We start from the raw sequence: 23,768 nt of genomic DNA on the forward strand, positions 1-23,768 counted from the left end.
GCCGACGAAACATGCTCGATAACTTCTTTTCGGCACCATTGCGGTGGCGTGACTTGAATAGCCGTCTGGGGTGGCCGTGTGGCCGCCGCAATTGTCAGTGAAAACTGGCCTGGTTTGGGGGAACCGCCATGTTTGAAAGCCTGATTGGCGCCGTCGTCGTTATCGTGCTTTTTGTCCTCGTCTTGCGCCAGCAGGGCCGCGTCAGTCTGATCGAGCGCGAGCTCGGGGCGCTGCGCAGCCTTGTTCTGTCCGGCGTGCATACGACACCGCCCGTTGCCAAACCGGTCGAGCAGGCTGCAAGCGCACCGGCGGATGCCGCTCACGCTAGCGCACCAGTTGCCGACATAGCTTCGCCAACAACAGCCGACGCGGCACATGCCCAGGCACCGGCCGCCGAGGCCGAAGCGGCCACCAGCGAGGCCGTGCCAGAACTGTCAGCCGCGGCCAAGGCGGCATTCACCGGATCCGCGCATGCCGCCACGGCGAAGGCAGCCCGCCAGTCCGAGGTCGAAACCGCGCTTGGCACACGATGGGCGGTCTGGGTCGGCGGCGTCGCATTGGCTTTGGGCGGCCTGTTCCTGATCCGCTACACCATCGAGGCCGGCATTTTCGGCCCCGAAGTGCGGCTGTCCCTGGCGGCGCTGCTCGGCCTGGTGCTGATCGGCGGCGGCGAGTTCATCCGCCGCACCGGCTTCAAGGTGCCGGTGCAAGGGGCTGCAGGCGCCTATATTCCGGCGATCCTGACGGCTGCCGGCGCCTTCATCCTGTTCGGTACGGTCTATGCCGCGCACGCCATTTACGGTTTCGTCGGCCCGGCCTTCGCCTTCACCGTGCTCGGCGCCATCGGCGTAGCGACCATTGTCGCCGCTCTCGTCCACGGTCAGGCCCTGGCCGGCATCGGCCTTGTCGGCTCGATGGCGACGCCGGCGCTTGTGTCATCGCAGGCGCCCAACCCATGGGCGCTGTTCGTCTACCTGGCGATCGTGCTTGCCGCTACAGCCGTGATCGCCCGCATTCGCGACTGGAAATTCCTGATTGCGGCGGCCTTCTTCGGCACCGGCGCCTGGACCATCGTCTACATGATGAGCACGCTAGTCGCCGACCTTGCCGTCATCCTGTTCATCGACGCGGTGACGCTGGCGGTGCTTGCCTTTGTCTGGCTGGGCACACGTGACAGCGAAGCGGAGACGGCGAAGACCGGCTTCGACTGGCCCTCGATCGTGCCAGGCGTTTTCGTTGCGTTTTCAGCGCTAGGCCTGTCCGTCGACACGACGCTGGTCGCCGCCGGTGGCGCCTTGCCGGGCGCCTTCGTCCTCGTCGCCCTTGTCGCCACCGCACTCTACCGGCCGCGCGCGCTGCCGCTGCTGCATGCCGCCGGCGTGGTGAGCGTGATGATCCATCTCGGCATCATTCCGCCCACCACCATCGGCTCCGACATAACCCAGGGGAATATCGGCTTTGACGGCATGCCGGTGGCGGCCGGAAATCCGTTGACGCTGCGCATTGGCATTGCCCTCGGCCTGGTTTTCATCGGCGCCGGCTTCTGGGCCGCACGCCGCTTCGCCGCCTCAGCACGGGTCCGCGCGGCATGCTGGGCGGCATGGGGCGTCGCTGCGCCGCTGCTTATTCTGCTGACGCTGTGGCTCGCCTACGGCAATCTCGACCGCGACCTTGTCTACGCAGCGATAGCTGCCCTTCTGGTCGTCGTCTTCGCCGCCGGCGGCGAATGGATTGCGCGCGCCGAACAGCCGCCGCTCAAGGGCGACGTCGCCGTCTCCTTCGCGCTTTGCGGCTCGGCTCTGGCCGGGCTCCTGATGCTGCACATGGCCTTCGGTTCCGGCTGGACCACGTTGCTTGCCGGCGTTGCCGCCATCGTGCCGGCGCTGGCGACGCGTTGGCGTTCTTATCCCGTGCTCGGCTGGATTTCGGTCGGCGCGGTCGTCGCCGTGCTCGGCCGCGTCGCCTTCGATCCGACCATCGTCGGCGCCGAGTTCCTGACGACGACGCCGGTGTTCAACTGGCTGCTGCCGGGATACGGCGTACCGGCGCTGGCCTTCGGCTTTGCCGCCTGGCAACTCGCCCGCACCACAAATGGCCGGCCGCGCCTGGCCATGGAAGCGGGTGCAGCCCTTTTCGGGCTGCTCACCGTTGCCATGCTGGTGCGCCACGCCATGCATGGTGGCGTCATCGACACCGGCCCGGTGACCCTCGCCGAACAGGCGATCTATACGCTGATCGCCATCGGCGCCGGCGCGATACTGTTGGCGATCGACATGCGCTCGCCAAGCTCTGTGCTGCGCTACGGCTCGATGGCCGCCGGCGTGCTCTCGGTCGCCTTCATCGTCCTCCAGCATTTCCTGGTGCTCAATCCGCTGTTCACCGACGAATCGACCGGCCAGATCCCGGTGTTCAACCTCTTGTTCCTGGCTTACCTGTTGCCGGCCATAGCCGCCGGCGGGCTGGCGCTCTATGCCAGGGACAAGCGGCCGCCATGGTATGCGCAGATGCTGGCGGTGGTGGCGGCATTGCTTATCTTCGCCTACGCCACACTGTCGGTCAGGCGCGTGTTCAAGGGCGAGTTCATCGGCCTGTGGAGCGGCCTCGGGCAGCTTGAGACCTACACCTATTCGGCGCTCTGGCTGATCATCGGCGTCGTGCTGCTGACCGCCGGCGTCTGGCTGAAGTCGCAGGTGCTGCGCATTGCCTCGGCGGCGCTGATCGCGATTGCCGTGGTAAAAGTCTTCCTGTTCGACATGTCGGAACTGGAAGGCGTGCTCAGGGCGCTGTCCTTCATCGGTCTTGGCGCCGTGCTGATCGGCATCGGCCTGTTCTACCAGCGGCTGCTGACGCGGGCGGCGAGGGAGGCCAACGCTGCAACTTGAAGTGATATACGAGATGGAATATATGAATATCCAACGGGGGATATTCGATGCCGCTCTATATCCGCGACGACGAAGTGGATGCGCTGGCCAGCAGATTGCAACGCGAGACGAACGCTCCGAGCAAAACGGAGGCGGTGCGGGTCGCGCTCGTGCACGAACTTGAGCGCAATCGGGCGAAGGTGCCGCTGCGCGATCGGATCGCCAGTCTTCAGGACAGGGCCAGGAAGCTTGGCCTGCCCAATCCCGATTTCGATATGAAGAAGTTCACCGACGAGATGTGGGAAGACTGATGTTTGTCGACGCGTCGGTGATCGTCGCCATTCTCAACCAGGAACCTGGGTGGGAGGAATTGCTGAAGCAGCTATCCGGTTTTTCCGGGCAGGTCTGGGTTTCTCCGTTGGTTCACTTCGAAGCAACACAGGCATTGGCAAGGGCCGGCGCCGGCCCGCGCAGACCCAGCGCTGAAGCCCTTCTCCATGCCCGCGATCTGATCGACGAGTTCATTGTGGAGATCATGGGAGAGAGTCTGGCCATTGACGACAACATCAGCTCTCGGGCCATTGACGCGAGTGCCCGTTACGGCAAAGCCGTTGGCCACAAGGCGGATCTGAATCTCGGGGACTGTTTTGCTTACGCCTGCGCGAAAAGCCGCGATCTTCCACTGCTATACAAAGGCCATGATTTCGCACAGACCGATTTAGGATAATTCGGCCCTTTTGCGGGGAATAATTTAGCCGATCAACTCGTTATCTCACTGCTTGGGTGACCGGGGCGGCAGACCGCTTCGCGCTGGCCGCTTGCGCCGCGCCGGGAAGGCGCGTTCAATCGGGTTAAACAAGGGCGACCTCAGAACCAGCGGTCATGGACGAAAAGAAGGCAGCAATCCTTGGCGAAATACCGCGCCTGCGCCGCTACGCACGCTCGCTTCTGCGCGACCGCGAATCCGCCGACGATCTCGTCCAGGATTGCCTCGAACGAGCGCTCTTGCGGCTTGAAAGCTGGCAGACGGGAGAAAGCCCCCGGAGGTGGCTGTTCACGATCATGCATCATTTGTTCATCGATCAGATGCGCAAGGTGAACCGGCGCGGTGAGGCGGCGATCCTGCCGCTTGACGCAAACGAGGCGCAGGCAGTCCCCGCCGAGCAGGCCGAGAACGCCGCCTCGCGCGAGATCATCGACGCATTGCAGGCGATCAGCCCCGACCGCCGCGCCGCTCTCGTCATGGTCGCCATCGAAGGATTCTCCTATGCCGAAGCCGCCAACATTCTCGGCGTGCCCGCCGGCACGCTGATGTCGCGCATAGCGCGCGGACGCGAGGAGCTGCGCAGCCTGCTCGATGACACGGCGCGCCGCCGCTCGATAAGGATCGTCGAGAAATGACCCGCCGCGATTTTTCCGAACGCGATATCCACATGGCTCTCGACGGCGAGCTGCCGGGCGACGAGCGCGCCGCCTACGACGCCTGGATCGACGCCAATCCCGAAATGAAGGCGAAAAGCGCCCGCTACACCGCCGACCGCGCCGCGTTGCGCGCCGCCTTTGCCGGTGTGCTCGACGAGCCCGTGCCGGTGCTGTTCAAGCAGATCGTTAGCGGTGAAGGCGCGACCAAAGCGGCGGCGCGGCAGTCGCGCTGGTGGCTTGCGGCCGCGGCGGCCGCAGTGCTCGTCATCGGCGGTCTTGGCGGCTATTTTGCCGGCATCGACGGCATCGGCAGGGAAGATGGCGCCGATGACCAACTGGCCGAAGAGGCGATCGCCGCCCATGTCATCTATGCCGCCGAACAGCGCCATGCGGTGGAAGTGCCGGCAAGCGACAAGGATCACCTGCAGACCTGGCTGTCCAACCGCGTCGGCCTGAAACTGGTGGCGCCGGATCTGGTGGCGGAAGGCTTCCAGCTGGTTGGCGGCCGGCTGCTGCCCGCCGGCCAGGGCAAGGCAGCGATGCTGCTTTACGAGGACGCCAAGGGTCAGCGCATCTCCTTGTTCGTTACCGCTGATTCCTCAGCCAAGTCCAAGGGCACCTACATGGCGGACGCCGACGGCCCCGAGGCGGTCTACTGGCTGGACAAGGGCTATGCCTGCGCCGTCGTCGGCTCGCTGCCGCGAGAGCAGCTGGCCGCGGTCGCCAAGCGCGCCTACGGTCAGCTTCTGGCCGGTATCGCCAGTTGAGCACATTCCGTTTTGGCGTCATGCGCCGAGGCGGCGCCGCACCTGGCGGTGCCGCGGTCACCGCCCGCCACTCGCGGTGGAACTGTCACAATTCGGCCCTATTCAAGGTGCGATAGCGCTTGGCTGATATCGGCGTTTCGGCTGATGTTTGCGACGTTTCTGACCGCGGCCTTTTCCTCCACCCAATCGAGGTTTTCCAAACCCGCATGCCTGCCGAGATTCGCAAGGCCCGCGCGTCCGACGTCGATGACCTCGCCGCCATCGAGAAGGCGGTCTTTTCCAGTGACCGCATTTCCCGGCGCTCCTTCCGCTTGTTGATCGAACGCGAGACAGCCGAGATGCTGGTCGCCGAAAGCGATGGTCGTGTCGCCGGCTACGCCATCGTGCTGTTTCGCAAGGGCAGCGGCGTCGCCCGGCTCTATTCGCTTGCCACCAGCCCGTTTTTCAGCGGCCGCGGCACTGGCCGCATGCTGCTTGCAGCGGCCGAAGAAGCTGCCTTCGAGCACGACCGCATGATGTTGCGTCTCGAAGTGCGCGAGGACAATCTTCGCGCCATCGGCATCTATGAGCAGAGCGGCTACCGCAAGATCGGTCGCGAGCCCCACTATTACGAGGATGGCGCCACCGCGCTGCGCTACGAAAAGACCTTGCGCGGCGATATTCCCGTCGCCACCAAAGTCCCGTTCTACCAGCAGACCTGCGAGTTCACCTGCGGTCCATGCTGCCTGATGATGGCGATGGCCAATTTCGATTCGGGCTTCGTGCCCGATCCGGTCATGGAAATCCGCCTATGGCGCGAGGCAACGACCGTGTTCATGATGTCCGGCCCAGGCGGCTGCGAGCCCTTCGGCCTTGCGGTTTCCGGCTACGAAAGCGGGCTTGCGGCGGAAATCTTCGTGTCCTTCTATGGCGCGCTGTTCTTGCAATCGGTGCGCAGCGACGACAAGCGCCGAGTGATGGAACTTGCCCAGGTGGACTTTCGCCGCCGCGCGGAACTTTACGGCATCCCGGTGAATTACCGTCCATTCACCATCGACGATATCCGCGGCGCCCTGGCTCAGGGAAAACTGGTGCTGGTGCTGATCAGCGGCTTCCTGATGTTCGGCAAGAAGGTGCCGCATTGGGTGCTGGCTATCGGCGACGATGGCGACCACATCCTGATCCACGATCCCTGGGTCGAGGACGAAAGACAGGAGACCATCCTCGATGCCGCCAACATTCCCGTGCCGCACGGCATCTTCATGAACATGGCGCAATTCGGCCGCGACGGACTGCGTGCTGCCATCACTCTTGGGAAACGCTGATAACAATGACCTGGGTCATCCTCACCGGCCGTCAGAACGATCTCGACCCGGCGGCGACGCCGCACAAGATCATCACCAACCGTGACTATCTTGCGCATCCGGCGCTGTTTCGCGGCCAGCAGCCGAAGGTCATCAACCTGTCGAACAATTACGCCTACCAGAGCCGCGGCTATTATGCCTCTCTGCTCGCCGGTTCGCGCGGCCACAAGGTCATCCCGACGGTCGAGACGATGATCGACCTGTCCGAGCGCAAGCTCTACGAGCACGCGCTGCCGGAACTGGAGCTGGCGCTCAACAAATGCCGCAAGGATCTCGGAGGCGTTTTCCCGCAAAAAATCTGCATCTTCTTCGGCATCGGACCGTCGAAGGTCTGGGACCGCTTCGCCAAGCTGTTGTTCGACTGGTTCCGCGCTCCGGCGCTTGAGGTTCACATCAAGGACAGCGCCGAATGGGCTTCGATCCGCAAGATCGGATTCCTGCCGCTGGCCAGGATGGCCGAGGAGGAAGAAGCCTTATTCGTGCAGGCGCTCGAGACGTACACCAACCGCGAGTGGCGCGACACCAAGGGCCGCACCCCGGCACGCTACACCTTCGCCACGCTGGTCGATCCGCATGAGGAACTGCCGCCGTCGGAGATTTCCTCGCTGCGTTACTGGGCCAAGATCGCCGAAAAGATGGGCGTCGAAATCGAGCCGATCACCAGGAAGGACTTGGCCAAGCTCGCCAATTACGACGCGCTGTTCATCCGCGAGACCACCTCGATCTCAAACCACACCTACCGCTTCGCGCGCCGCGCCCAGCAGGAAGGCATGCCGGTGATCGACGACCCGCTGTCGATGATCCGCTGCACCAACAAGGTCTATCTCAACGAACTGATGGCCTACAACAAGGTGCCGGTGCCGCCGACGGTGATGATAGCCGGCACCTCGGATCTCGAACTGGCAGCGCAGACGCTCGGCTTTCCGCTGGTGCTGAAGATCCCGGATTCATCGTTCTCGCGCGGCGTCAAGAAATGCGGCAACTTCGAAGAACTGAAGACGCTCGCCACCGAGTGGCTGGAGGATTCCGATCTCCTGATCGCGCAGAAATTCATCCCGACCGAATATGACTGGCGCGTCGGCGTGCTCGGCGGGCAGCCGCTGTTTGCCGTGCATTATCTGATGGCGAAAAAACACTGGCAGATCGTCAACCACAAGGCCAGCGGCAAGCCCGACCAGGGCGGCATCAAGACCTTCACGCTGAAAGAGACGCCGCCGCATGTCGTCGACACCGCGGTGAAGGCGGCGCGCTGCATCGGCGACGGGCTTTACGGCGTCGATCTCAAGGAAACCAAGGATGGCGTCTTCGTCATCGAGGTCAACGACAACCCGAACCTCGACCATGGCTGGGAGGATTCCGGCGAAAAGGACGAAGTCTGGGTGCGGCTGACGCAATGGTTCCTGGAGCGGCTGGACCGTCCCGGGCGTTAGTTTGCCGTCCCGGGCGGCAATTCAACCGAGGGGGAAAAATGCAGTTCATCGTCATCGAGGATTTCACCGGCTGCGACCGCAAGGAGATCTACCGCCGTTTCGGCGAGCGCGGCAGATTGAAGCCGGACGCGCTTGTCGTGCACCACTCCTGGATCGCGGCTGATATGAGCCGCTGCTTCCTGCTGGTCGAGGCCGATGACGTCACGCTGCTGCAGCGCTGGGTCATCGAATGGTCTGACCTGGTGGAGTTCGAGATCATTCCCGTGGCGACGAACAAGGACATGGTCGCCGCACTGGCCGGCCATCTCTGAGCAGTTCGGTCCATCAGCCGAGCACCGGCGAACCCACCGACCGCCGGCATTCCTCAATCAGCCAATTGCGAAACGCCGCCACCAGGTCGCGCCTTGCACTGCGTTCCGGGATCGTCAGGCAATATGGCTGACGCAGCGCGATCGATAGGGCATTAGCCCGGACCAAACGGCCCTCTTCCAGCGTCCCGGCGCAATAAATGCCTTGCGCCAGCGCCACGCCCAGCCCTGAAATGGCAAGGTCGAGCGCTGCCCGCGACGAGTTCGCCGACAGGCCGCGCTGCACTGTGCGGCCGGGCTCTATGCCCGCCGCCTCGAACCAGGTGCGCCAAGACGGAAACGACGCGCCGGTCGGTCCCCAGTCGGTGTGAATCAGTGGCAGGCCGGCGAGGCTGTCGGTTTTGGCGGTGAGTTCTGGCGCGCAGACGGGGTAGACGGCGTCCCTGACAATGTCTTCGGTCGGGTGTTCACGATAGTGCGGGCCGAAGGACAGCCGGATGTCGATCAGTTCGCGGTCGAACGGCACCGGATCGTCATCGCCGCGCAGGGATATGTCGACGGCGCCGTGGCTGGCCACAAAGCCGGCGAGACGTTCGGAAAGCCAGCCCATCGCCATGGACGGCGGCACCGATATGACAAGCCGCGGGCGGAAGGCATCGCTGCCACGCGCGATGCTGCCGATCTCCCGAAAAGCCAGGGTCAGCCGGGGCAGCATCTCGACGCCGGCTTCCGTCAGCATCACGCGGCGGTTGACGCGATGGAACAGTTTTCGACCCATCTGCTCCTCGACGGTGCGAATGAGCTGGCTGACCGCAGCCGCCGAGATCGAGAGCTCATCCGCCGCTGCGGCGAAACTCCCCGAGCGCGCCGCCGCCTCGAAGGCTTGAAGTCCTCTCAGGGAAGGAAGCGCGGTCATTGGGTGATCCGATAGGTAAGGTCAGCTTATCTGTGTCGCAGAAATCCTCGTCTTTCGAAAGCTTTCTTATTCGAGTAGCTTGGCGCCATGACCGTATCGGCCCAGTTTGAACCCAGAGACCATCGCGACGTCATCGCGTTCCTGACCAATGAGCAGCGCAGCCGCCTGACCGGCAAGTCGGACGGGCCGGGTCTGGTCCAACTCGCCTTCCATCTCGGCGCGATTGTGGCTATCGGCGGGCTGATTGCGGCCAAGGTGTCGTACTGGCCGCTGTTGATGTTGCCGCAAGGCATTCTCATCGTCTTCCTGTTCACGCTGCTGCATGAGACGGTGCACAGGACGGCGTTCGAGACGCAGTGGCTCAACGATGCCGCCGCAAGGGTCTGCAGCCTGGCGATCGCGCTGCCCGCCGACTGGTTTCGCTATTTCCACTTCGCCCATCACCGTTTCACCCAGGATCCCGAGAACGATCCGGAACTCGCCTTCCCGAAACCGGAGACGATGCGGCAATACATCGTCCACGTCTCGGGCCTGCCGGTGTGGTGGGGGCATTTGCAGACACTCTACACCAACGCGATTGGCGGCTGCCACGACAGCTACGTGCCGCCGAAAGGCCTGCCCAAGGTGCGCACTGAAGCCCGCGCCATGATCGCTTTCTATGTCGTGGTCGCCGCGCTAGCCCTGTGGTTCGAGGCAAGTGTACTGCTCTATGTCTGGATCGTGCCGGCGCTGCTCGGCCAGCCCTTCCTCAGGCTCTATCTGCTGGCCGAGCATGGCCGCTGCCCGCTTGTCGCCAACATGCTGGAAAACACCCGCACCACGCTGACCAACTGGCTGGTGCGCAAAGTCGCCTGGAACATGCCGTATCACGCCGAGCACCACGCCAATCCCGGCGTGCCCTTCCATCAGCTGCCGGCCTTCCACCAGCTGATCGAGCGCCATCTCAAAGTCGTCGAACCCGGCTATGTCAGCTTCCACGAGAAATACGTCGAGACCTTGCGCTGAGGCGCTCGGCCGTCAGCGTAGCGTCTGCTCAACGAGCGTGACGAAATAGCGGAGCACGGTGGGGACGATGGCGTCTTGAAGACATAGCGATCGCCGTGCACCCCTTCGCCCAGTCTGACCGCTCCTGCGCCGACCCAGGCATAGCAGCCGCCGGCTTCGCGGACCATGTAGGCAAAATCCTCGCAGCCGAGGCTCGGGTTGAATGCGGTCTCGACCTGCTCGCGGCCGACAACCGCGGTTGCCGCCTGGACGGCCCGGTCAGTGGCAGCCGACGTGTTGACCAGCGGCGGGTAGCCTTTCTTGTAGGCGAGCTTGGCGGTGAGTGCATGCGCCGAGGCAATGCCTTGCGCGATGTCGCCGATCAGCCTTTCGCAATGGTCCGACAAAGTGGGCTCGAAGAAGCGGCAGGTTCCCTGCAGCCAGACCTTGCCCGGCACGATGTTGCCGACATTGCCGCCATGGATCTGGGTGATCGAAACGACCAGCGCCATTTGCGGGTCGACCGAACGGCTGACGATGCGCTGCACGGCTTGAACGAAGGCGCCGGCCGCGAGCACGGGATCGTCGCCTAGCTGCGGCATTGCGGCATGCGCGCCGGTCCCCTCAAAGTTCAGTTCGAAAGTGTCGACGGCCGCCATCATCGACCCGGCACGGGCCGCGATCTTTCCGAGCGGCAGCCCCGGCCAGTTGTGGACGGCGTAGACGGCTTCCACGGGGAAGCGCTCGAACAGTCCGTCCTCGATCATCCGCATGGCGCCGCCTTCATTTTCTTCCGCCGGCTGGAAGATGAAACAGACGGTGCCGTCGAAGGCTCTGTTGTCGGCGAGCAGCTTGGCGGCGCCGAGCAGCATCGCGATGTGCCCGTCGTGGCCGCAGGCATGCATCACACCGTCTTTCTTCGACGCATATGGCAATCCTGTCTTCTCCAGCACGGGCAAGGCATCGAGTTCGGCGCGAAGCCCGATGGCGCGCACGCCTGGTCGTCCTCTGAGGACGCCAACCACGCCGGTGCCGCCATTGCCTTCATGAACCTCGTCGAGCCCGAAGGTGCGCAGCTTGTCGGCGACGAAGCGCGCGGTCTCATACTCTTGGAAACCGAGTTCGGGGTTGGCGTGGATGTGATGCCGCCATTCCACCACCTGCGGGGTGAGGGCGGCGATGGGGTCGTTGTGCAGCATTGCGCTCTCCTTGCCGGCTATCGTAAATTCGGCCTTGTCGATGCCAGCACGTAAAGGATTTGCGCCGGCAGCGTCTTGAACAGGATTGACCGTGTCTGGAATTCAACAGCCTCAGGAGACGACGCAGTTCTGGCGTCATCCGCGCTTTCGCGATCTTGGCATGCTCAAGGCGCGCTTCACGCGGCATCGCTACCAGCTGCACACGCACCCGACCTATGTCGTCGCCCTGATCACGCAAGGGTGCGAGCGGGTCCGCATCGGCAACGAGACTGTCCTCGCGCCGTCGGGCACGGTTCTGCTCGTCAATCCGGAGATATGGCATGACGGCGAGGCGGGTGCCGACCAGGGTTGGGCTTACCGCACCTTCTATCCGTCGGCCTCGCTCATGGGTGCGATCGCGGACGAACTCGGGCAGGATCGCCCGCCGTTGTTTTCGCAAGCGATCGTCGATGATGCCGATCTCGTCCAGGCAGTAGGCGTCGCGCACTTGGCTTCGACATCGGGTGATGCCACGAGCGCCGAAACATCCATGCTGATCGCCTTGCGCAAGCTCATCCTGCGCCATGGCGATTGGGGCGGCCGGCGGCGCGAGGCGGTCGAAAGCTTCGGATCGAAAAGCCGGCTCCGGGTCTATGAACAGGTCATCGAAGACCATCTGAACTCGGACCTCGATTTGCAGCGGCTCGCTGAAGCCGCAGGCGTGACGCGCTTTCAAGTTATCCGCGATTTCAGGAAAGTGCTGGGTCTCACCCCTGCTGCCTTCATCCGTGACCGCAGGCTGCGCCGTGCCGATCTGCTGATCCGGCAAGGTTCAGATCTCGCCGGTGCCGCCTTTGCGGCCGGCTTCTCCGACCAAAGCCATCTCTCGCGCACCTTCCGCGCCGCGCATGGAATGACGCCGGGGATGTTCAGGCGCGCCGGGACGCTGCCCTCGTCTTGAGAAGTCGAGCCATGTCGGCGGCCTTTGACGGCATGCCGATCAGAAAGCCCTGCGCCTCGACGCAGCCAGCCTTGCGCAATATGTCGAGCTGCGCTTCGGTCTCGACGCCTTCGGCGGTGACAGTGATGCCAAGTTCGGCACCAAGCCCGATGATCGTGCGCACGATCGCCGCCGTGTCCTTGTTGTCGATATCGTGGATAAAGGAGCGGTCGATCTTGATCTTGTCGACGGGAAAACGCCTGAGATAGCCGAGCGACGAATAGCCGGTGCCGAAATCGTCGAGCGCGATGCGGATACCGAGTTCGCGCAGCTGTCTCAGCGTCTTCAGCACCGTCTCGCTCTCATCCATCAGCACGGTCTCGGTGATTTCCAGTTCGAGCCGGCTGGCCGGCACGCCGGAAACGGCCAGCGCCGAAATCACGCTGCGGGCAAAGTCGGCGCTTCTGATCTGCACTGCCGAGACATTGACGGCGATGCGCATTCCAGGCGGCCAGCCGGCGGCCACGCTGCAGGCCTGTTTCAGCGCCCATTCGCCCAGCGGAACGATCAGCCCGCTGTCTTCGGCGGCTGCGATGAAATCGTCGGGCGCCACCAGGCCGCGCGTCGGTGAATTCCACCGCATCAACGCTTCGGCGCCGACGATCTTGCCCGACGCGATGTTGGTGATCGGCTGGAACTCCAGCACGAACTCCCGCCGCTTCAGTGCCGTCTCGAGATCGGTTTCGAGCGCCAGGCGCGCCCGCACCAAGGCATCCATGCCGGGCTCGAAAAAGCGGTAGACGTTGCGGCCTTCGCTCTTGCCGCTGTAAAGCGCCATGTCGGCGTTCTTCAAAAGCGTGTCGGCGTCCTTGCCGTCACCGGGATACAGCGCGATGCCAAGGCTGATGCCGACATGCATGTCGCGGCCCTTGTCGCGAAACGGCTGGCTGACGACAGCGACGATGCGTTTTGCCAGTTGTTCCGCATCGGTGGCGCCTTTGGGATTGAACTGCAGGATGGCGAACTCGTCGCCACCGAGGCGGGCGACCACATCGGTGTCGCTGCGCAGGCTGTGCCGCAACCGCTCCGCCACGCATTTCAGCAGCCAGTCACCGGCCGGGTGTCCCCAGGTGTCGTTAACGGCCTTGAAGCGATCGAGGTCGAGCGAGAAGATCGCCAACGGTGTATCGCCGGCCATCGCCTGGTCGAGCCGTTCGCGAAACATCGAGCGGTTGGGCAGGTCGGTCAGCGTGTCGTAATGGGCAAGGTGGCTCATGCGCTCTTCGGCGCGCCGGCGCTCGGTGATGTCTTCGAAGGTCGCCACCCAGCCGCCACCGGTAAGCGGCCGGCGCGCAACCAGCAGCGTTCGGCCATCGGCAAGGCTGCGGTCTGTCGAACGCTCCTCACCGGCCTGCAGGCTGGCTCTGGTGTTGGCGATCTCGCCGTCGATGTCCATCGACGGATAAATGCGCAGTCGCACCATCTGTTCGAGCAGGGCGCGCTGGCTCATGCCGAGCGGGAAGTCGTCAGGCGTGACCTTGTAGAGGTCGAGGAAGCGCTGGTTGCGCACGATCAGCGTGCCTTCGGCGTCGTACATCAACAGGCCTTGCGACATGTTGGCGAGCGCCGCATCGAAGCGGCGGTGCTGCTCCTTCAGTTCCTGCTCGGCCCGCCTTTGCTCCGTAATGTCCTCATAGATCGACACCCAGCCGCCTGAGGCCAGCGGCCGGTGCGTGATGGAAACGATACGTCCGTCCGACAGTATTTCCTCGTAGGTCGAGGCTTGCGCGCGCTCGATATAGGGCTTGCGGATGGCATACAGGTCTTCGGCGCTCTGTGAGGCGACACCGATGTCGACGCTGTGCTTTAGAATGTCCAGGAACGCGATGCCGGGCCGCACGATCTTCGCGTCGAGGGAGAAGATGCTGATATAGTTGCCGTTGCAGATGATCATCCGCTCGTCGGCGTCGAACATGCACAGCCCATGCGACATATTCTCGACGGCCGCGGAAAAGCGCTCGTTCTGGTGGCGCAGTTCGTCGGCGATCTGCCGTGGCGCGGCGACGCCTCCGGCTCCCCGTCTGCGGACGGGCGAACCACCCTTGACGTGCGCAACGGACATGAGGCGTGCCTGCTGACCGTGATCGAAACCCGGTACTGTGGTTACCGCTGGTTAATTTAGCGTATGTTCACTGCGCCGAATGCACGGCAACCGTTGCCTGGCGTTGCTTTTCAAGCGTTGCGTAGCGTTTGAGGAAGGCAGCTTGCGCCGAGGTCACCGAGTGCGGCTTAAAGTCGAAGCGGTCGGCATTGAACCCGCGCGGCCGGCCGAAGAACTCGGTTGCTTCCGCGGTCGAGAAACCGGCAAGCAGCGTCGCCTCGTAATAGGCGGCGATCTGGTCGGCGCGCTTGATCTCCTTGCGCAAGCCGACGCCGAGTTCGGGCGGCAGCGAAAAGCGCTGATGGATGGCGCGCTGGAGACGCAGCTCACACTCCTTGTAGGAGCCGCCCATTACCGATTTGAACGGCGAGATCATGTCGCCGATGACATATTCCGGCGCGTCATGCAGCAGTGCTGCCAACTGAGCGTTGGCCGAGGCGTCCGGCTGCAACTCGCTGAACAGCGCCTCGACCAGCAGCGAATGCTGGGCAACCGAAAAGGCGTGATCGCCGCGGGTCTGGCCGTTCCAGCGGGCGACGCGGGCAAGCCCGTGGGCGATGTCGGAGATTTCGATGTCGAGCGGCGAGGGGTCGAGCAGGTCGAGCCGCCGTCCCGACAGCATGCGCTGCCACGCGCGCGGTGGCGCTCCGACGCGATCGGCAGCCATCAGGCATCCTCCGCGCCGATGGCTTCCCTGGGAAAGCTGAACTGCGCCCAGGCCGGGATGGCGAGCGAGACGGTGACATCACCGGCCAGTACCGGCTGGCCAGCGTCGAGCGCCGCCTTGACCCGGTCGATGCGGGCAATGGTGAGGCCGGCCGTGCCCGCGGTCGAGCCGAGCGTGCCGACCGGCCGCCCCGCAACCGTCAGCTCCGAGCCCGGCGCGGGCAAGGCATGGTCGGCCGAAACGATCAGCACGCGCCGCCTGGCGGTGCCGCGATGCTGCATGCGCGAGACCACTTCCTGGCCGACATAGCAGCCTTTCTTGAAGCCGACGCCGCCGGTCTCGTCGAGCAGCACGTCGTGAGGGAAGGCATCGCCGAGCTGATAATCGGGACCGCTTTCGGCAATGCCGTTGGCGATGCGGAGCGTCTGCCATGCAGCCGGATCGCCACCTAGGGATGCGCCGCCATAGGAACGGCTCACAACCACATCGCGGAAGCGGGCATCGGCAAGTGTCGTTGAATCAGAAGGTGAGGCGCTTGAATCATCGCCCCACGCAACCGTCACAAGCACTTGATCCTGCTTCGCGATCTCGGCCTTGGCGCGCAGCTTGTAAAGCATCAGCCGGCGCAGGAAGTCGTCTGCGACGTCGGCACGGCAATCCAGCCGGAATCCGTCCTCGCCGCTACGCGAGATCAGGAAATCAAACAGGATCTTGCCTTGCGGCGAAAGCAGCGCACCGGGTTTTGCCGCACCGGCGCCCAGCGTGTCGAGGTCGGTGGTGAGGATGTTCTGCAAAAAATGCTCGGCATCCGGGCCTGACACAGAAATGAGAGCGCGGTCTTTGAGCAGGGCAAAAGGCATGGGCGGCAAAGAACCTGATCTTGCAAAACGGTCGGCCTTTACGTAAGCCGACGATACTCCCCCCGCAAGAGACCGAACGCCCATGGCCACCACCTACGACCTCATCCTGACAGGCGGCACGGTGGTCAACCATGATGGCGAGGGCGCGCGCGATGTCGGCGTCAAGGGTGGTCGCATCGTCGCAATGGGCGATCTTCGCCAAGCTTCGGCCGGCGAAGCGATCGACTGTCGCGGGCTGCACGTCCTGCCAGGCGTCGTCGACAGTCAGGTGCATTTTCGCGAGCCGGGGCTGGAGCACAAGGAAGATCTGGAGACGGGCTCGCGCGCGGCTGTGCTGGGCGGGGTCACCGCCGTCTTCGAAATGCCCAACACCAATCCGCTGACCACCAGCGAGGCGGCGCTTGCCGACAAGGTGCGCCGCGCCACCAGCCGGATGCATTGCGACTTCGCCTTCTGGGTTGGCGGCACGCGCGAGAATGCCGATGATGTCGGTGAGCTCGAGCGGCTGCCGGGTGCTGCCGGGATAAAGGTGTTCATGGGCTCGTCCACCGGCGACCTGCTGGTCGAGGACGACGAGGGTGTCGCATCGATCCTGCGCAACACCCGCCGCCGTGCCGCCTTTCACTCGGAGGACGAGTTCCGGCTGCGCGAGCGCCTGGGCCTGCGCGTCGAGGGCGACCCGTCATCGCATCCCGTCTGGCGCGACGAGATCGCGGCGCTTCGCTGTACCGAGCGGCTGGTGCGCATCGCGCGAAACACCCGCGCCCGCATCCATGTGCTGCATATCTCCACTGCCGAGGAAATCATCTTCCTCCAACAGCACAAGGATGTCGCCACCTGCGAGGCGACGCCGCACCATTTGACACTCGCCGCCGACGACTATGCGCGGCTGGGCACGCTGATCCAGATGAATCCCCCGGTTCGCGCGGCCCGCCATCGCGACGGCGTCTGGCACGGCATTGCGCAAGGCATCATTGACGTGCTCGGCTCCGATCACGCCCCGCACACGCCGGCCGAGAAGGCAAAGCCCTATCCGGCCTCGCCGTCTGGCATGACCGGGGTGCAGACGCTGGTGCCGATCATGCTCGACCATGTCAATTCAGGCCTGCTGACCCTGCAGCGCTTCGTCGACCTCTCCAGCCACGGCCCGCAGCGCATCTTCGGCATGGCCAGGAAAGGCCGCATCGCCGCCGGCTACGATGCCGATTTCACCATTGTCGACCTCCAGCGGCGCGAGACCATCACCAATGCGCAAGCCGGCTCCAGGGCCGGCTGGACGCCCTATGACGGCAAGGAAGTCACCGGCTGGCCGATCGGCACCATCGTGCGCGGCCGTCGCGTGATGTGGGAAGGCGAGATCGTCACGCCCGGGCAGGGCAGGCCGGTAGAGTTTTCCGAGGCGCTGCCGGCTTAGCGGTTTCTTGCTGCGTTGGATTTTTTAAGCGCTATCCACTACGTTAAGGGCATTATGAACGCAGATATCGCGCCCATGATCGTCCCTGCGGAGTTTCCGGAGCTCCAGGCGCTCGCCTGGAACCGCGATGCGGCACGCCCGATTCCGGCCGAAGAGGCATTTGCGCTGTATGAGCGTAATTGGCGGTTTGTCGATCAAAAGCGTCTTACTGTGCGTGAGAAGATGCTTATCCAAAGTTTGGCAGACAAATTCGGTCACGGCGTGCTCTTGACCGCCGGCTGATTTCCCTCACCTGATCGTTCCTCGCAGCCGGAATATCAACAGGACACACCGCGAGCGTCATGATGGAATTCAAGAGGCCCGAGCACCAGATCATTGCCGAAGCGCTCGGGTTGATGGAACGCCATTTCCTGACCGCAAACCAGTGCTGGTTCGGCGGTGGCACTGCGATCGTTATGAAATTCGGGGAATATCGCCGCTCACTGGATGTGGACTTCCTGTGTGCCGACAGTGATGGCTATCGCGAATTGCGGACCTCCGCAGCCGAACGTGGCGTCAGAGCATTCTTTCCTGAGCCGGTCGAGGCTGTTCGGGACTTCCAGATCGATCAATATGGCTTGCGGACGATCGTGCGGTTGAAAGGCCAAACGATCAAGTTTGAAGTCATCCGCGAAGGCCGCATAAAACTGCGAGGCCATTTCGACGACGATCTGAATGTATCCGCCCTGGTCCCGGCGGATATGTTTGCCGAGAAGTTGCTGGCGAACGCGGATCGATGTCAGGACCGTGCAATTGCATATCGCGATGCCATCGATCTTGGAGTGCTGGTTGGCATCTATAAGGAAATCCCGAGCGACGCTGTTGGCAAGGCGAAGGCGGCCTATGGCGTGGATATCGAGCGCAAGGTGGCTTGGGTGGTAAACAGGCTGCGGGACAAGGAAGAATTGCGGCATGCCGCCGAGGTGCTGCAAATGGATCCCAACGCGGCGGTCGAAGCGATTTCGGCCCTTCGAAATGAAGGTATCCGCATATGGCCTGACACAGGCCTCGAGCTTTCTAGCCCTAGCCAGTAGCCATCCCAGGGGAATCGCCGTTCAATCCCCGGCGACGAAGAATGTCCACTGCCCGGCCGGCGTGATGCCGACGCGGTAGAAGATGTAGGCGCCGAACTGCTTCATGTCGTCATAGTCGCCGGCGGTGACGATCTTGAACAGTTCGACCCGCTGCCTGGCGTTGAGCTTGTCCAGCGGCAGGGCGAAGAAATATGGCCAGACATAGAGTTCCTGCGGTGTGCCGACGTCTACATGGACATAGCCGGCATTGAGCACCTCTTCCAGGATAGCGAGGATTTCCTGACCTTCCTTGTCGCCCGATAGCCCTTTCAGGAAGGCGATCGGGTCGCCCTCGATTTCGCCCAGCGACAATTGGGTCATGGTGTCGCCCTTGCCGATCAGCGGCCGCAGCTTCTCGATGTCGCCGCTTACGCAGGCCTCGACCATCAGATCGCGCATGCGCCTGACGGGCTCGGGCAATTTGGAAAGGTCATAGACGACTTCGGGCACCGGCGCTTCTGGATCGGCACGCGGGTTGGCCACGCCGCCATCGTTGGCGGGGGCTTCCGGTTGGCTTTGTTCGGGCTCCGTGGGCGATTTCGGCTGGCTAGCGGCCGGTGGCGCCGTGCCGGGCAGATCGGGCATTGGCACTGAATTTTCCGACGGCGCCGTCTCACCATTGGCTGGTGGCCCGGCAGGAGCTGGAAGCTCCTCGCGCTTGATCTCGCTCAGCGCATAGGCAGGGTTGCTGGTCAGGACAAGCGCCAGCGGAACCGCGGCGCAAGAGGCGGCAAGCCAGATGCTGAGGACCACGCCGCGAGGCCGGCCTGACATCGAAAAATTCACCGCTTGCCTCTCCTTGGGCCTAGGCTGTTCAGGCATGATGCCCAAACGGCGCGCCGTCGTCAAAGAACCGGTAAGCTGGCGATGCACCCTCTGAGACGCGCGACGCCTAGTGCCGAAACCGCTCCGGCTCGAAGGCGCCGGCGATCACCTTTTCACGCATGCGATCGAGCAGGGCAAGGGCCGAGGTTTCGCCATTGGCTCGCAGCATCTCGCCGAACGCGGTTTCAAGCGCTGCCTCGGCGATGATTTCAGGTTCTATGCCGGCCGACAGACCTTCCGCCCAGGCCTCGCTATGGCTTTCCACCGCGGTCAGGCGCTTTTCTTCCCTGACCAGCGCGTCGATGTCGTTGACGCCATGTTCCATTTGCGATGTCCACCTTTTCAAGCGGCGGTCCGACGGGTCGGATCCGGCTTGGGCTGCCCCTATCTCACGCAGGCTAAGTAAGTATCTGTAAATACGACATTTTTTTGATCGTCTTTACAAACTTCGTCGCCTGCGTTCGGTCCGATTCAAACTTAGCCGATTAGACCGGTGAGCGGGATGAAAACCTTCAGTTTGAGTTAATTCCGCATTCGCGCGCTAACGTTTCGTTAATACTGTTGCGCAAGTGCAACACCAAGATTGCATCAACGTGCCGTGGATACAAGGCGGGTGCTCGAAAAGGCGTTCGCTAAACGCCGTCTGGCGCTCGTCAGTTGCCGTAACGCGAGGCGATGTCGCGCGACAGCGTCTCGCCTTCCTTCATGTAGCGGCTGATGGCTTCGGTCGCTGACGGCGTGCATTGGGTATAGGTGCCGCCGAAGGAACGGTAACCGCGGTTGAAGCTGGCGATGAAGCGGGCACGCCGCTCCGGATCGGGATTTTCCGAATCGATCAGCTTTTCCATCTCGGTGCGCCACTGGTCGCCCTTTTCGCCGCACAGATTGCGCAGGAAATGCAGCGACCCCAGCACCTCGGCCAGTCGCATCAGCCCGGGCTCGAACGGCGACTCGGCGGCCAGCGCCGGCTGCACGGCAAAAGCCGTGGCGGTGGCGATGCATGCGGCAAGGAACAGCGAGGTGCGGGTCATAAGTCTATCTGACGAAACATTTTGTCGCCTGCAAGGCGATTCTCGGAGCGGCAGATATGGGCCTGCTTCAGGCCAAAAGCTCTTCAGCCACCTCCATGACGTCACCCGCGAGCGGCAGCGTCGCCATTTCATCAAGACTATAGAAGGCGGCGGTCTCGGCATCGTCGCTGGCCGTCGCTTCGCCGCCGGCATAAACGGCGCCGAACACGGTCAGCAGATAGTCGACCGGGTGATTCTCGCCGCTGCCGTCGATGTGGATGTCGCGAAGCGGACGATAGTCCTGCGCCCGCAGCCCGGTTTCCTCCAGCAATTCGCGCACTGCTGCTTCTTGCAGCGTCTCTCCGGGCTCGACCTTGCCGCCGGGAAAGGCATAAAGCCCCTGCGACGGCGGCCGCGCCCGTTTGACCAGCAGCACCGTCCTGCCGCGCACGACGGCGACCGAGACTGCGGGAAGTGTCTTGCGCTGCTCGTTCATCGATCTCGTTTTCGCCTATGTGAGGCCAAACCCTTGTGGACCGGCTGGCAGCGAGCAGCTTTAGCGGTTGCGCAGCGCCGGTTCCATCGCCACGTTCGCGATCGGATCAATTCATCGAGCTTGCCAATGTGCGGACGCTTTGCCCTGACGGCCACGCCGGACCAGACCGCCGCCTTGCTCGGCCTGGCGGAGCTGGAGGATTTTCCGGCCCGCTACAACATCGCGCCGACGCAGCCGGTGCTGATGGCGCTGTCGGGGCCGCCGCGCATGCCGGGCTCGATTTCCCGGATCGCCAGGCGATGCTGGTGCGCTGGGGACTGATCCCCACCTGGGTCAAGGACACCAGGGAATTTCCGCTGCTCATCAACGCGCGTTCGGAAGGCGCTATTGAAAAAGCCTCGTTCAAAGCCGCCATGCGCCATCGCCGTGCCTTGGTGCCGGCCTCCGGCTTCTATGAGTGGCAGCAATCCGGGAGCGGCAAGAAGGGCCAGCCCTACTGGATACGGCCGAGGCATGGCGGGTTGATCGCCTTTGCCGGGCTGATCGAAACCTATGCCGAGCCGGGCGGTTCGGAAATGGACACCGGCGCTATTCTTACCGTCAACGCCAATGCCGGCATCGCCCATATCCATGACCGGATGCCGGTGGTGATCGCGCCTGAAGATTTTGCCCGCTGGCTGGACTGCCGCACGCTCGAACCGCGCGATGTGGCCGACCTGCTCAAGCCCGCGTTGCCCGATTTCTTCGAGGCAATTCCGGTCTCCGACCTCGTCAACAAGGTCGCCAACATCGGGCCGGAGATACAGGACATGGGCATCGTCGAGCCCGGCAAGGTCAGGCGCCAGAAGCCCGGCGCGGACGACAGTCAGACGACGCTGTTTTAGAGCGCGCTCCCAAGAAGCCATGTCCGGTCTTCGGGAAGAACCTGCTCAATAGGAAGAGCTGTTGTTTTCAGGCGCGCTATGGGGCCTCAGCCTTCCGTTCCGGCGCACGCCTTGGCGGCGGCGGCACGATGCCTGTTCAGGCAGCGCGGGGCGAAGTGATTTTCGGCGCCGGCTTTTTATTCTTCGCGGTATGGAGAAGGGCGGCGACGATCGCGGCCGGGCCGATCGCACGGTAGTGGTTGGCGAGCGCCGGTTGCTTGGCGCGGCTCGATTCCTGCTTGGTTCGTGACATCGATCTCTTCCCTGGTAACATTTCCGTGTCTGCGTTTGCCGGCCGAATCTGACCGAATCGTGACCTATGGTGGACTAGCCGGCGAATGTTTCATGACTGTGCCGACATGTTTAATAAAATGTTTCAGCGGCTCCTGACCTATGATCCAGCGACGCTTTTGCCGGAAGTTGCGACTTGACGGCAACACCGGCCAAGGCGATAAAGCCGCCGATGAAAACGTTTTCCGCCATTTGTGGCATTTGCATTATTGGCTAGCTTCGCGCTGGTCCGGACGTTTTCGCCTCATCTTTCCCCAGAGTGGACAAACGCCCCGGCCAGCAGGCTGGAGCCGATTTGTGCCTTGGCACAGGTTAGACTCCATCCAGAACTTAACGGGCCGGAAGGGCACGCATGTCTGACGCATCGAAGGGTCTCAGCCTCTACAACACGCTAACGCGGACGAAGGACGTGTTCCTCCCGATCGACCCGTCGAATGTGCGCATGTATGTCTGCGGCCCAACCGTCTACGACTTTGCCCACATCGGCAATGCGCGTCCGGCGATCGTCTTCGACGTGCTGTTCCGTTTGCTGCGTCACCTCTATGGCGAGGCTGGTGTCACGTATGTGCGCAACATCACAGATGTCGACGACAAGATAAACGCCCGCGCGCTGCGCGATTTCGGCGCCGAGATCGCGTCGGGAAGCCTGACGCTCAACGAGGCGATCCGCCGCGTCACCGAAAAAACCGCCGATCAGTACCACAAGGATGTCGCCGCACTCGGCTGCTTGCCGCCGACGGTCGAGCCACGCGCCACCGAGTTCGTCGCGCGCCGCGCCGACGGCAAGGTTGACATGATCACCCTCATCGAACGTTTGATCGAACGCGGCCACGCCTATGTCGCCGCCGGCGAAGTGCTGTTCGACACCGCCTCGATGCCGGATTATGGCGAGCTGTCGAAGCGCAATCTCGACGAACAGCAGGCCGGTGCGCGAATTGCCGTCGACGCTCACAAGAGGAGCCCGGGGGATTTCGTGCTGTGGAAATTGTCGTCACCGGAGGAGCCCGGCTGGGACAGCCCATGGGGCAGGGGCCGGCCCGGTTGGCATATCGAGTGCTCGGCCATGTCGGCCGCCTATCTCGGCGACGTCTTCGACATCCATGGCGGCGGCCTCGACCTGATCTTCCCGCACCATGAGAACGAGATCGCCCAGTCGCGTTGCGCCCACGGCACCGACGTCATGGCCAATGTCTGGATGCACAACGGCTTCCTGCAGGTCGAGGGCCAGAAAATGTCGAAGAGCGTCGGCAATTTCTACGCGATCGCCGAACTGCTGGAGACCGAGACCTTCGGCGGCCGCAAATGGCCGGGCGAGGTGCTGCGTCTGGCGATGCTGATGACGCATTACCGCGAGCCGATCGATTTCTCCGTGCGCAAGCTGGAGGAAGCCGAGAACACGCTGCGCAAATGGAAACGCGCGGCTGACCTGGCGCCGTCGGCAGGGCAAGTCCCGGCGGAGATTGTGGCGGCACTGTCGGACGACCTCGCCACCTACGCCGCCTTCCAGCAACTCACGCAGCTTGCCGGTGAGGCCGCGGAGGGCAACGAAGCGGCCGCATCGCTGAAGGCATCGCTGTTGTTCCTCGGCTTCGATATCGGCGCGGCCAAGGTCGACGAGGCAGCGATCGCCAAGGCGATCGCCAAGCGCTTGGAACTGATCGCAGCGAAAAACTGGGCCGAGGCCGACCGCATCCGCGACGAGTTGCTGACGCAAGGCGTGCAGCTGAAAGACGGCAAGGATCCTGTCACGGGCGAACGCGTGACGACGTGGGAGGTAAAGCGGTGAGGGTGGCGCGAGACACCGTTGTAAGATTGGCGAAGGCGGCAGCGACAGCCAATCTCCCCCCTTGCGGGGGAGAT

The 23,768-nt window shown here is 63.3% G+C and carries 24 protein-coding genes and 1 pseudogene; 15 read left to right on the top strand and 10 right to left on the bottom strand.

Annotation, left to right across the window (positions count from 1 at the left end):
* Positions 1-128 precede the first annotated feature (128 nt).
* The 8 genes from NKJ76_RS24060 (at position 129) to NKJ76_RS24095 (ending at position 8,134) form a co-directional block, all read left to right on the top strand.
* Positions 129-2,882: a DUF2339 domain-containing protein gene (locus NKJ76_RS24060; protein WP_352538515.1), complete on the top strand. Its 2,754-nt coding sequence runs from the start codon at positions 129-131 to the stop codon at positions 2,880-2,882.
* Positions 2,883-2,929: 47 nt separating this feature from the next.
* Positions 2,930-3,172 carry a type II toxin-antitoxin system VapB family antitoxin gene (locus NKJ76_RS24065; RefSeq protein WP_023670248.1) on the top strand — a complete coding sequence of 81 codons (243 nt, stop codon included), beginning with the start codon at positions 2,930-2,932 and terminating at the stop codon, positions 3,170-3,172.
* A complete protein-coding gene (locus NKJ76_RS24070) occupies positions 3,172-3,588 on the top strand; it encodes a type II toxin-antitoxin system VapC family toxin (protein WP_023731424.1) in 417 nt (138 codons plus the stop codon). Before NKJ76_RS24065 ends, NKJ76_RS24070 begins: the two co-directional genes overlap by 1 nt.
* 155 nt (positions 3,589-3,743) lie before the next feature.
* Complete coding sequence (locus tag NKJ76_RS24075; protein WP_023670250.1) at positions 3,744-4,262, top strand: RNA polymerase sigma factor; 519 nt, start codon at positions 3,744-3,746, stop codon at positions 4,260-4,262.
* A complete protein-coding gene (locus NKJ76_RS24080; protein WP_023687291.1) occupies positions 4,259-5,050 on the top strand; it encodes an anti-sigma factor family protein in 792 nt (263 codons plus the stop codon). The genes NKJ76_RS24075 and NKJ76_RS24080 overlap by 4 nt, the downstream gene beginning before the upstream one ends.
* Before the next feature lie 206 nt (positions 5,051-5,256).
* Positions 5,257-6,354, top strand: a complete 1,098-nt coding sequence (locus NKJ76_RS24085) for a peptidase C39 family protein (protein ID WP_352538516.1) — start codon at positions 5,257-5,259, stop codon at positions 6,352-6,354.
* 5 nt (positions 6,355-6,359) lie between these two features.
* Positions 6,360-7,823: a RimK family ATP-grasp domain-containing protein gene (locus NKJ76_RS24090; protein ID WP_023692866.1), complete on the top strand. Its 1,464-nt coding sequence runs from the start codon at positions 6,360-6,362 to the stop codon at positions 7,821-7,823.
* A 38-nt stretch (positions 7,824-7,861) separates the two neighbouring features.
* Positions 7,862-8,134: a DUF3303 domain-containing protein gene (locus tag NKJ76_RS24095; RefSeq protein ID WP_023670254.1), complete on the top strand. Its 273-nt coding sequence runs from the start codon at positions 7,862-7,864 to the stop codon at positions 8,132-8,134.
* A 13-nt stretch (positions 8,135-8,147) separates the two neighbouring features.
* Here the strand turns inward: NKJ76_RS24095 and NKJ76_RS24100 are convergent, their stop codons facing one another.
* Positions 8,148-9,047 (bottom strand): LysR substrate-binding domain-containing protein, encoded by a 900-nt coding sequence (locus tag NKJ76_RS24100; RefSeq protein WP_352538517.1) that lies wholly within the window; start codon positions 9,045-9,047, stop codon positions 8,148-8,150.
* 87 nt (positions 9,048-9,134) lie between these two features.
* On the opposite strand from NKJ76_RS24100, the gene NKJ76_RS24105 reads away from it, so the two are divergent.
* Positions 9,135-10,052, top strand: a complete 918-nt coding sequence (locus NKJ76_RS24105) for a fatty acid desaturase family protein (RefSeq protein ID WP_023743772.1) — start codon at positions 9,135-9,137, stop codon at positions 10,050-10,052.
* Here the strand turns inward: NKJ76_RS24105 and NKJ76_RS24110 are convergent.
* Complete coding sequence (locus tag NKJ76_RS24110) at positions 10,010-11,230, bottom strand: amidohydrolase (RefSeq protein WP_352538518.1); 1,221 nt, start codon at positions 11,228-11,230, stop codon at positions 10,010-10,012. The genes NKJ76_RS24105 and NKJ76_RS24110 overlap by 43 nt on opposite strands.
* A 91-nt stretch (positions 11,231-11,321) precedes the next feature.
* Between NKJ76_RS24110 and NKJ76_RS24115 the strand changes: the two genes are divergently transcribed.
* The gene (locus NKJ76_RS24115) at positions 11,322-12,170 is read left to right on the top strand and encodes an AraC family transcriptional regulator (protein ID WP_027049985.1); all 849 of its coding nucleotides are present in this window, start codon (positions 11,322-11,324) and stop codon (positions 12,168-12,170) included.
* Here NKJ76_RS24115 and NKJ76_RS24120 read toward each other — a convergent pair.
* The 3 genes from NKJ76_RS24120 to ygfZ form a co-directional block, all read right to left on the bottom strand.
* Positions 12,139-14,271 carry a putative bifunctional diguanylate cyclase/phosphodiesterase gene (locus tag NKJ76_RS24120; protein ID WP_352538519.1) on the bottom strand — a complete coding sequence of 711 codons (2,133 nt, stop codon included), beginning with the start codon at positions 14,269-14,271 and terminating at the stop codon, positions 12,139-12,141. The two genes, NKJ76_RS24115 and NKJ76_RS24120, sit on opposite strands and share 32 nt — an antisense overlap.
* 67 nt (positions 14,272-14,338) lie before the next feature.
* The gene (locus NKJ76_RS24125) at positions 14,339-14,977 is read right to left on the bottom strand and encodes an HD domain-containing protein (RefSeq protein ID WP_023670260.1); all 639 of its coding nucleotides are present in this window, start codon (positions 14,975-14,977) and stop codon (positions 14,339-14,341) included.
* A complete protein-coding gene (ygfZ, locus tag NKJ76_RS24130) occupies positions 14,977-15,837 on the bottom strand; it encodes a CAF17-like 4Fe-4S cluster assembly/insertion protein YgfZ (RefSeq protein WP_023832482.1) in 861 nt (286 codons plus the stop codon). The genes NKJ76_RS24125 and ygfZ overlap by 1 nt, the downstream gene beginning before the upstream one ends.
* Positions 15,838-15,919: 82 nt before the next feature.
* Between ygfZ and NKJ76_RS24135 the strand changes: the two genes are divergently transcribed.
* From NKJ76_RS24135 to NKJ76_RS24145, 3 genes are all read left to right on the top strand, one after another.
* On the top strand, positions 15,920-17,251 hold the full coding sequence (locus NKJ76_RS24135) for a dihydroorotase (protein WP_023832483.1): 1,332 nt from the start codon (positions 15,920-15,922) through the stop codon (positions 17,249-17,251).
* Between the two features lie 54 nt (positions 17,252-17,305).
* Positions 17,306-17,533, top strand: coding sequence for a hypothetical protein (locus NKJ76_RS24140; protein WP_027049982.1), 228 nt, complete (start codon positions 17,306-17,308; stop codon positions 17,531-17,533).
* Positions 17,534-17,595: 62 nt separating this feature from the next.
* A complete protein-coding gene (locus NKJ76_RS24145; RefSeq protein WP_352538524.1) occupies positions 17,596-18,324 on the top strand; it encodes a nucleotidyl transferase AbiEii/AbiGii toxin family protein in 729 nt (242 codons plus the stop codon).
* Positions 18,325-18,345: 21 nt separating this feature from the next.
* On the opposite strand, the gene NKJ76_RS24150 is transcribed toward NKJ76_RS24145, so the two are convergent.
* The 4 genes from NKJ76_RS24150 to NKJ76_RS24165 all read right to left on the bottom strand — a co-directional run bounded on the left by NKJ76_RS24150 (position 18,346) and on the right by NKJ76_RS24165 (position 20,694).
* On the bottom strand, positions 18,346-19,149 hold the full coding sequence (locus NKJ76_RS24150; RefSeq protein ID WP_023687301.1) for a hypothetical protein: 804 nt from the start codon (positions 19,147-19,149) through the stop codon (positions 18,346-18,348).
* 106 nt (positions 19,150-19,255) lie between these two features.
* Positions 19,256-19,513 carry a hypothetical protein gene (locus tag NKJ76_RS24155; RefSeq protein WP_023673564.1) on the bottom strand — a complete coding sequence of 86 codons (258 nt, stop codon included), beginning with the start codon at positions 19,511-19,513 and terminating at the stop codon, positions 19,256-19,258.
* A 328-nt stretch (positions 19,514-19,841) separates the two neighbouring features.
* On the bottom strand, positions 19,842-20,219 hold the full coding sequence (locus tag NKJ76_RS24160; RefSeq protein ID WP_023692875.1) for a TIGR02301 family protein: 378 nt from the start codon (positions 20,217-20,219) through the stop codon (positions 19,842-19,844).
* A gap of 67 nt (positions 20,220-20,286) precedes the next feature.
* A complete protein-coding gene (locus tag NKJ76_RS24165) occupies positions 20,287-20,694 on the bottom strand; it encodes an NUDIX hydrolase (RefSeq protein WP_023698665.1) in 408 nt (135 codons plus the stop codon).
* Positions 20,695-20,820: 126 nt separating this feature from the next.
* Between NKJ76_RS24165 and NKJ76_RS24170 the strand changes: the two are divergent.
* A pseudogene (locus NKJ76_RS24170) lies at positions 20,821-21,578 on the top strand (SOS response-associated peptidase).
* 136 nt (positions 21,579-21,714) lie between these two features.
* Here the strand turns inward: NKJ76_RS24170 and NKJ76_RS24175 are convergent.
* Positions 21,715-21,870 carry a hypothetical protein gene (locus tag NKJ76_RS24175; RefSeq protein WP_023673568.1) on the bottom strand — a complete coding sequence of 52 codons (156 nt, stop codon included), beginning with the start codon at positions 21,868-21,870 and terminating at the stop codon, positions 21,715-21,717.
* Between the two features lie 390 nt (positions 21,871-22,260).
* Here NKJ76_RS24175 and cysS point away from each other — a divergent pair, with 390 nt between their 5' ends.
* Positions 22,261-23,694 (top strand): cysteine--tRNA ligase, encoded by a 1,434-nt coding sequence (cysS, locus tag NKJ76_RS24180; RefSeq protein ID WP_352538520.1) that lies wholly within the window; start codon positions 22,261-22,263, stop codon positions 23,692-23,694.
* The last annotated feature ends 74 nt before the right edge of the window (positions 23,695-23,768 follow it).

It is taken from the genome of Mesorhizobium sp. M0029, from assembly GCF_040323735.1.
GTDB lineage: Bacteria > Pseudomonadota > Alphaproteobacteria > Rhizobiales > Rhizobiaceae > Mesorhizobium.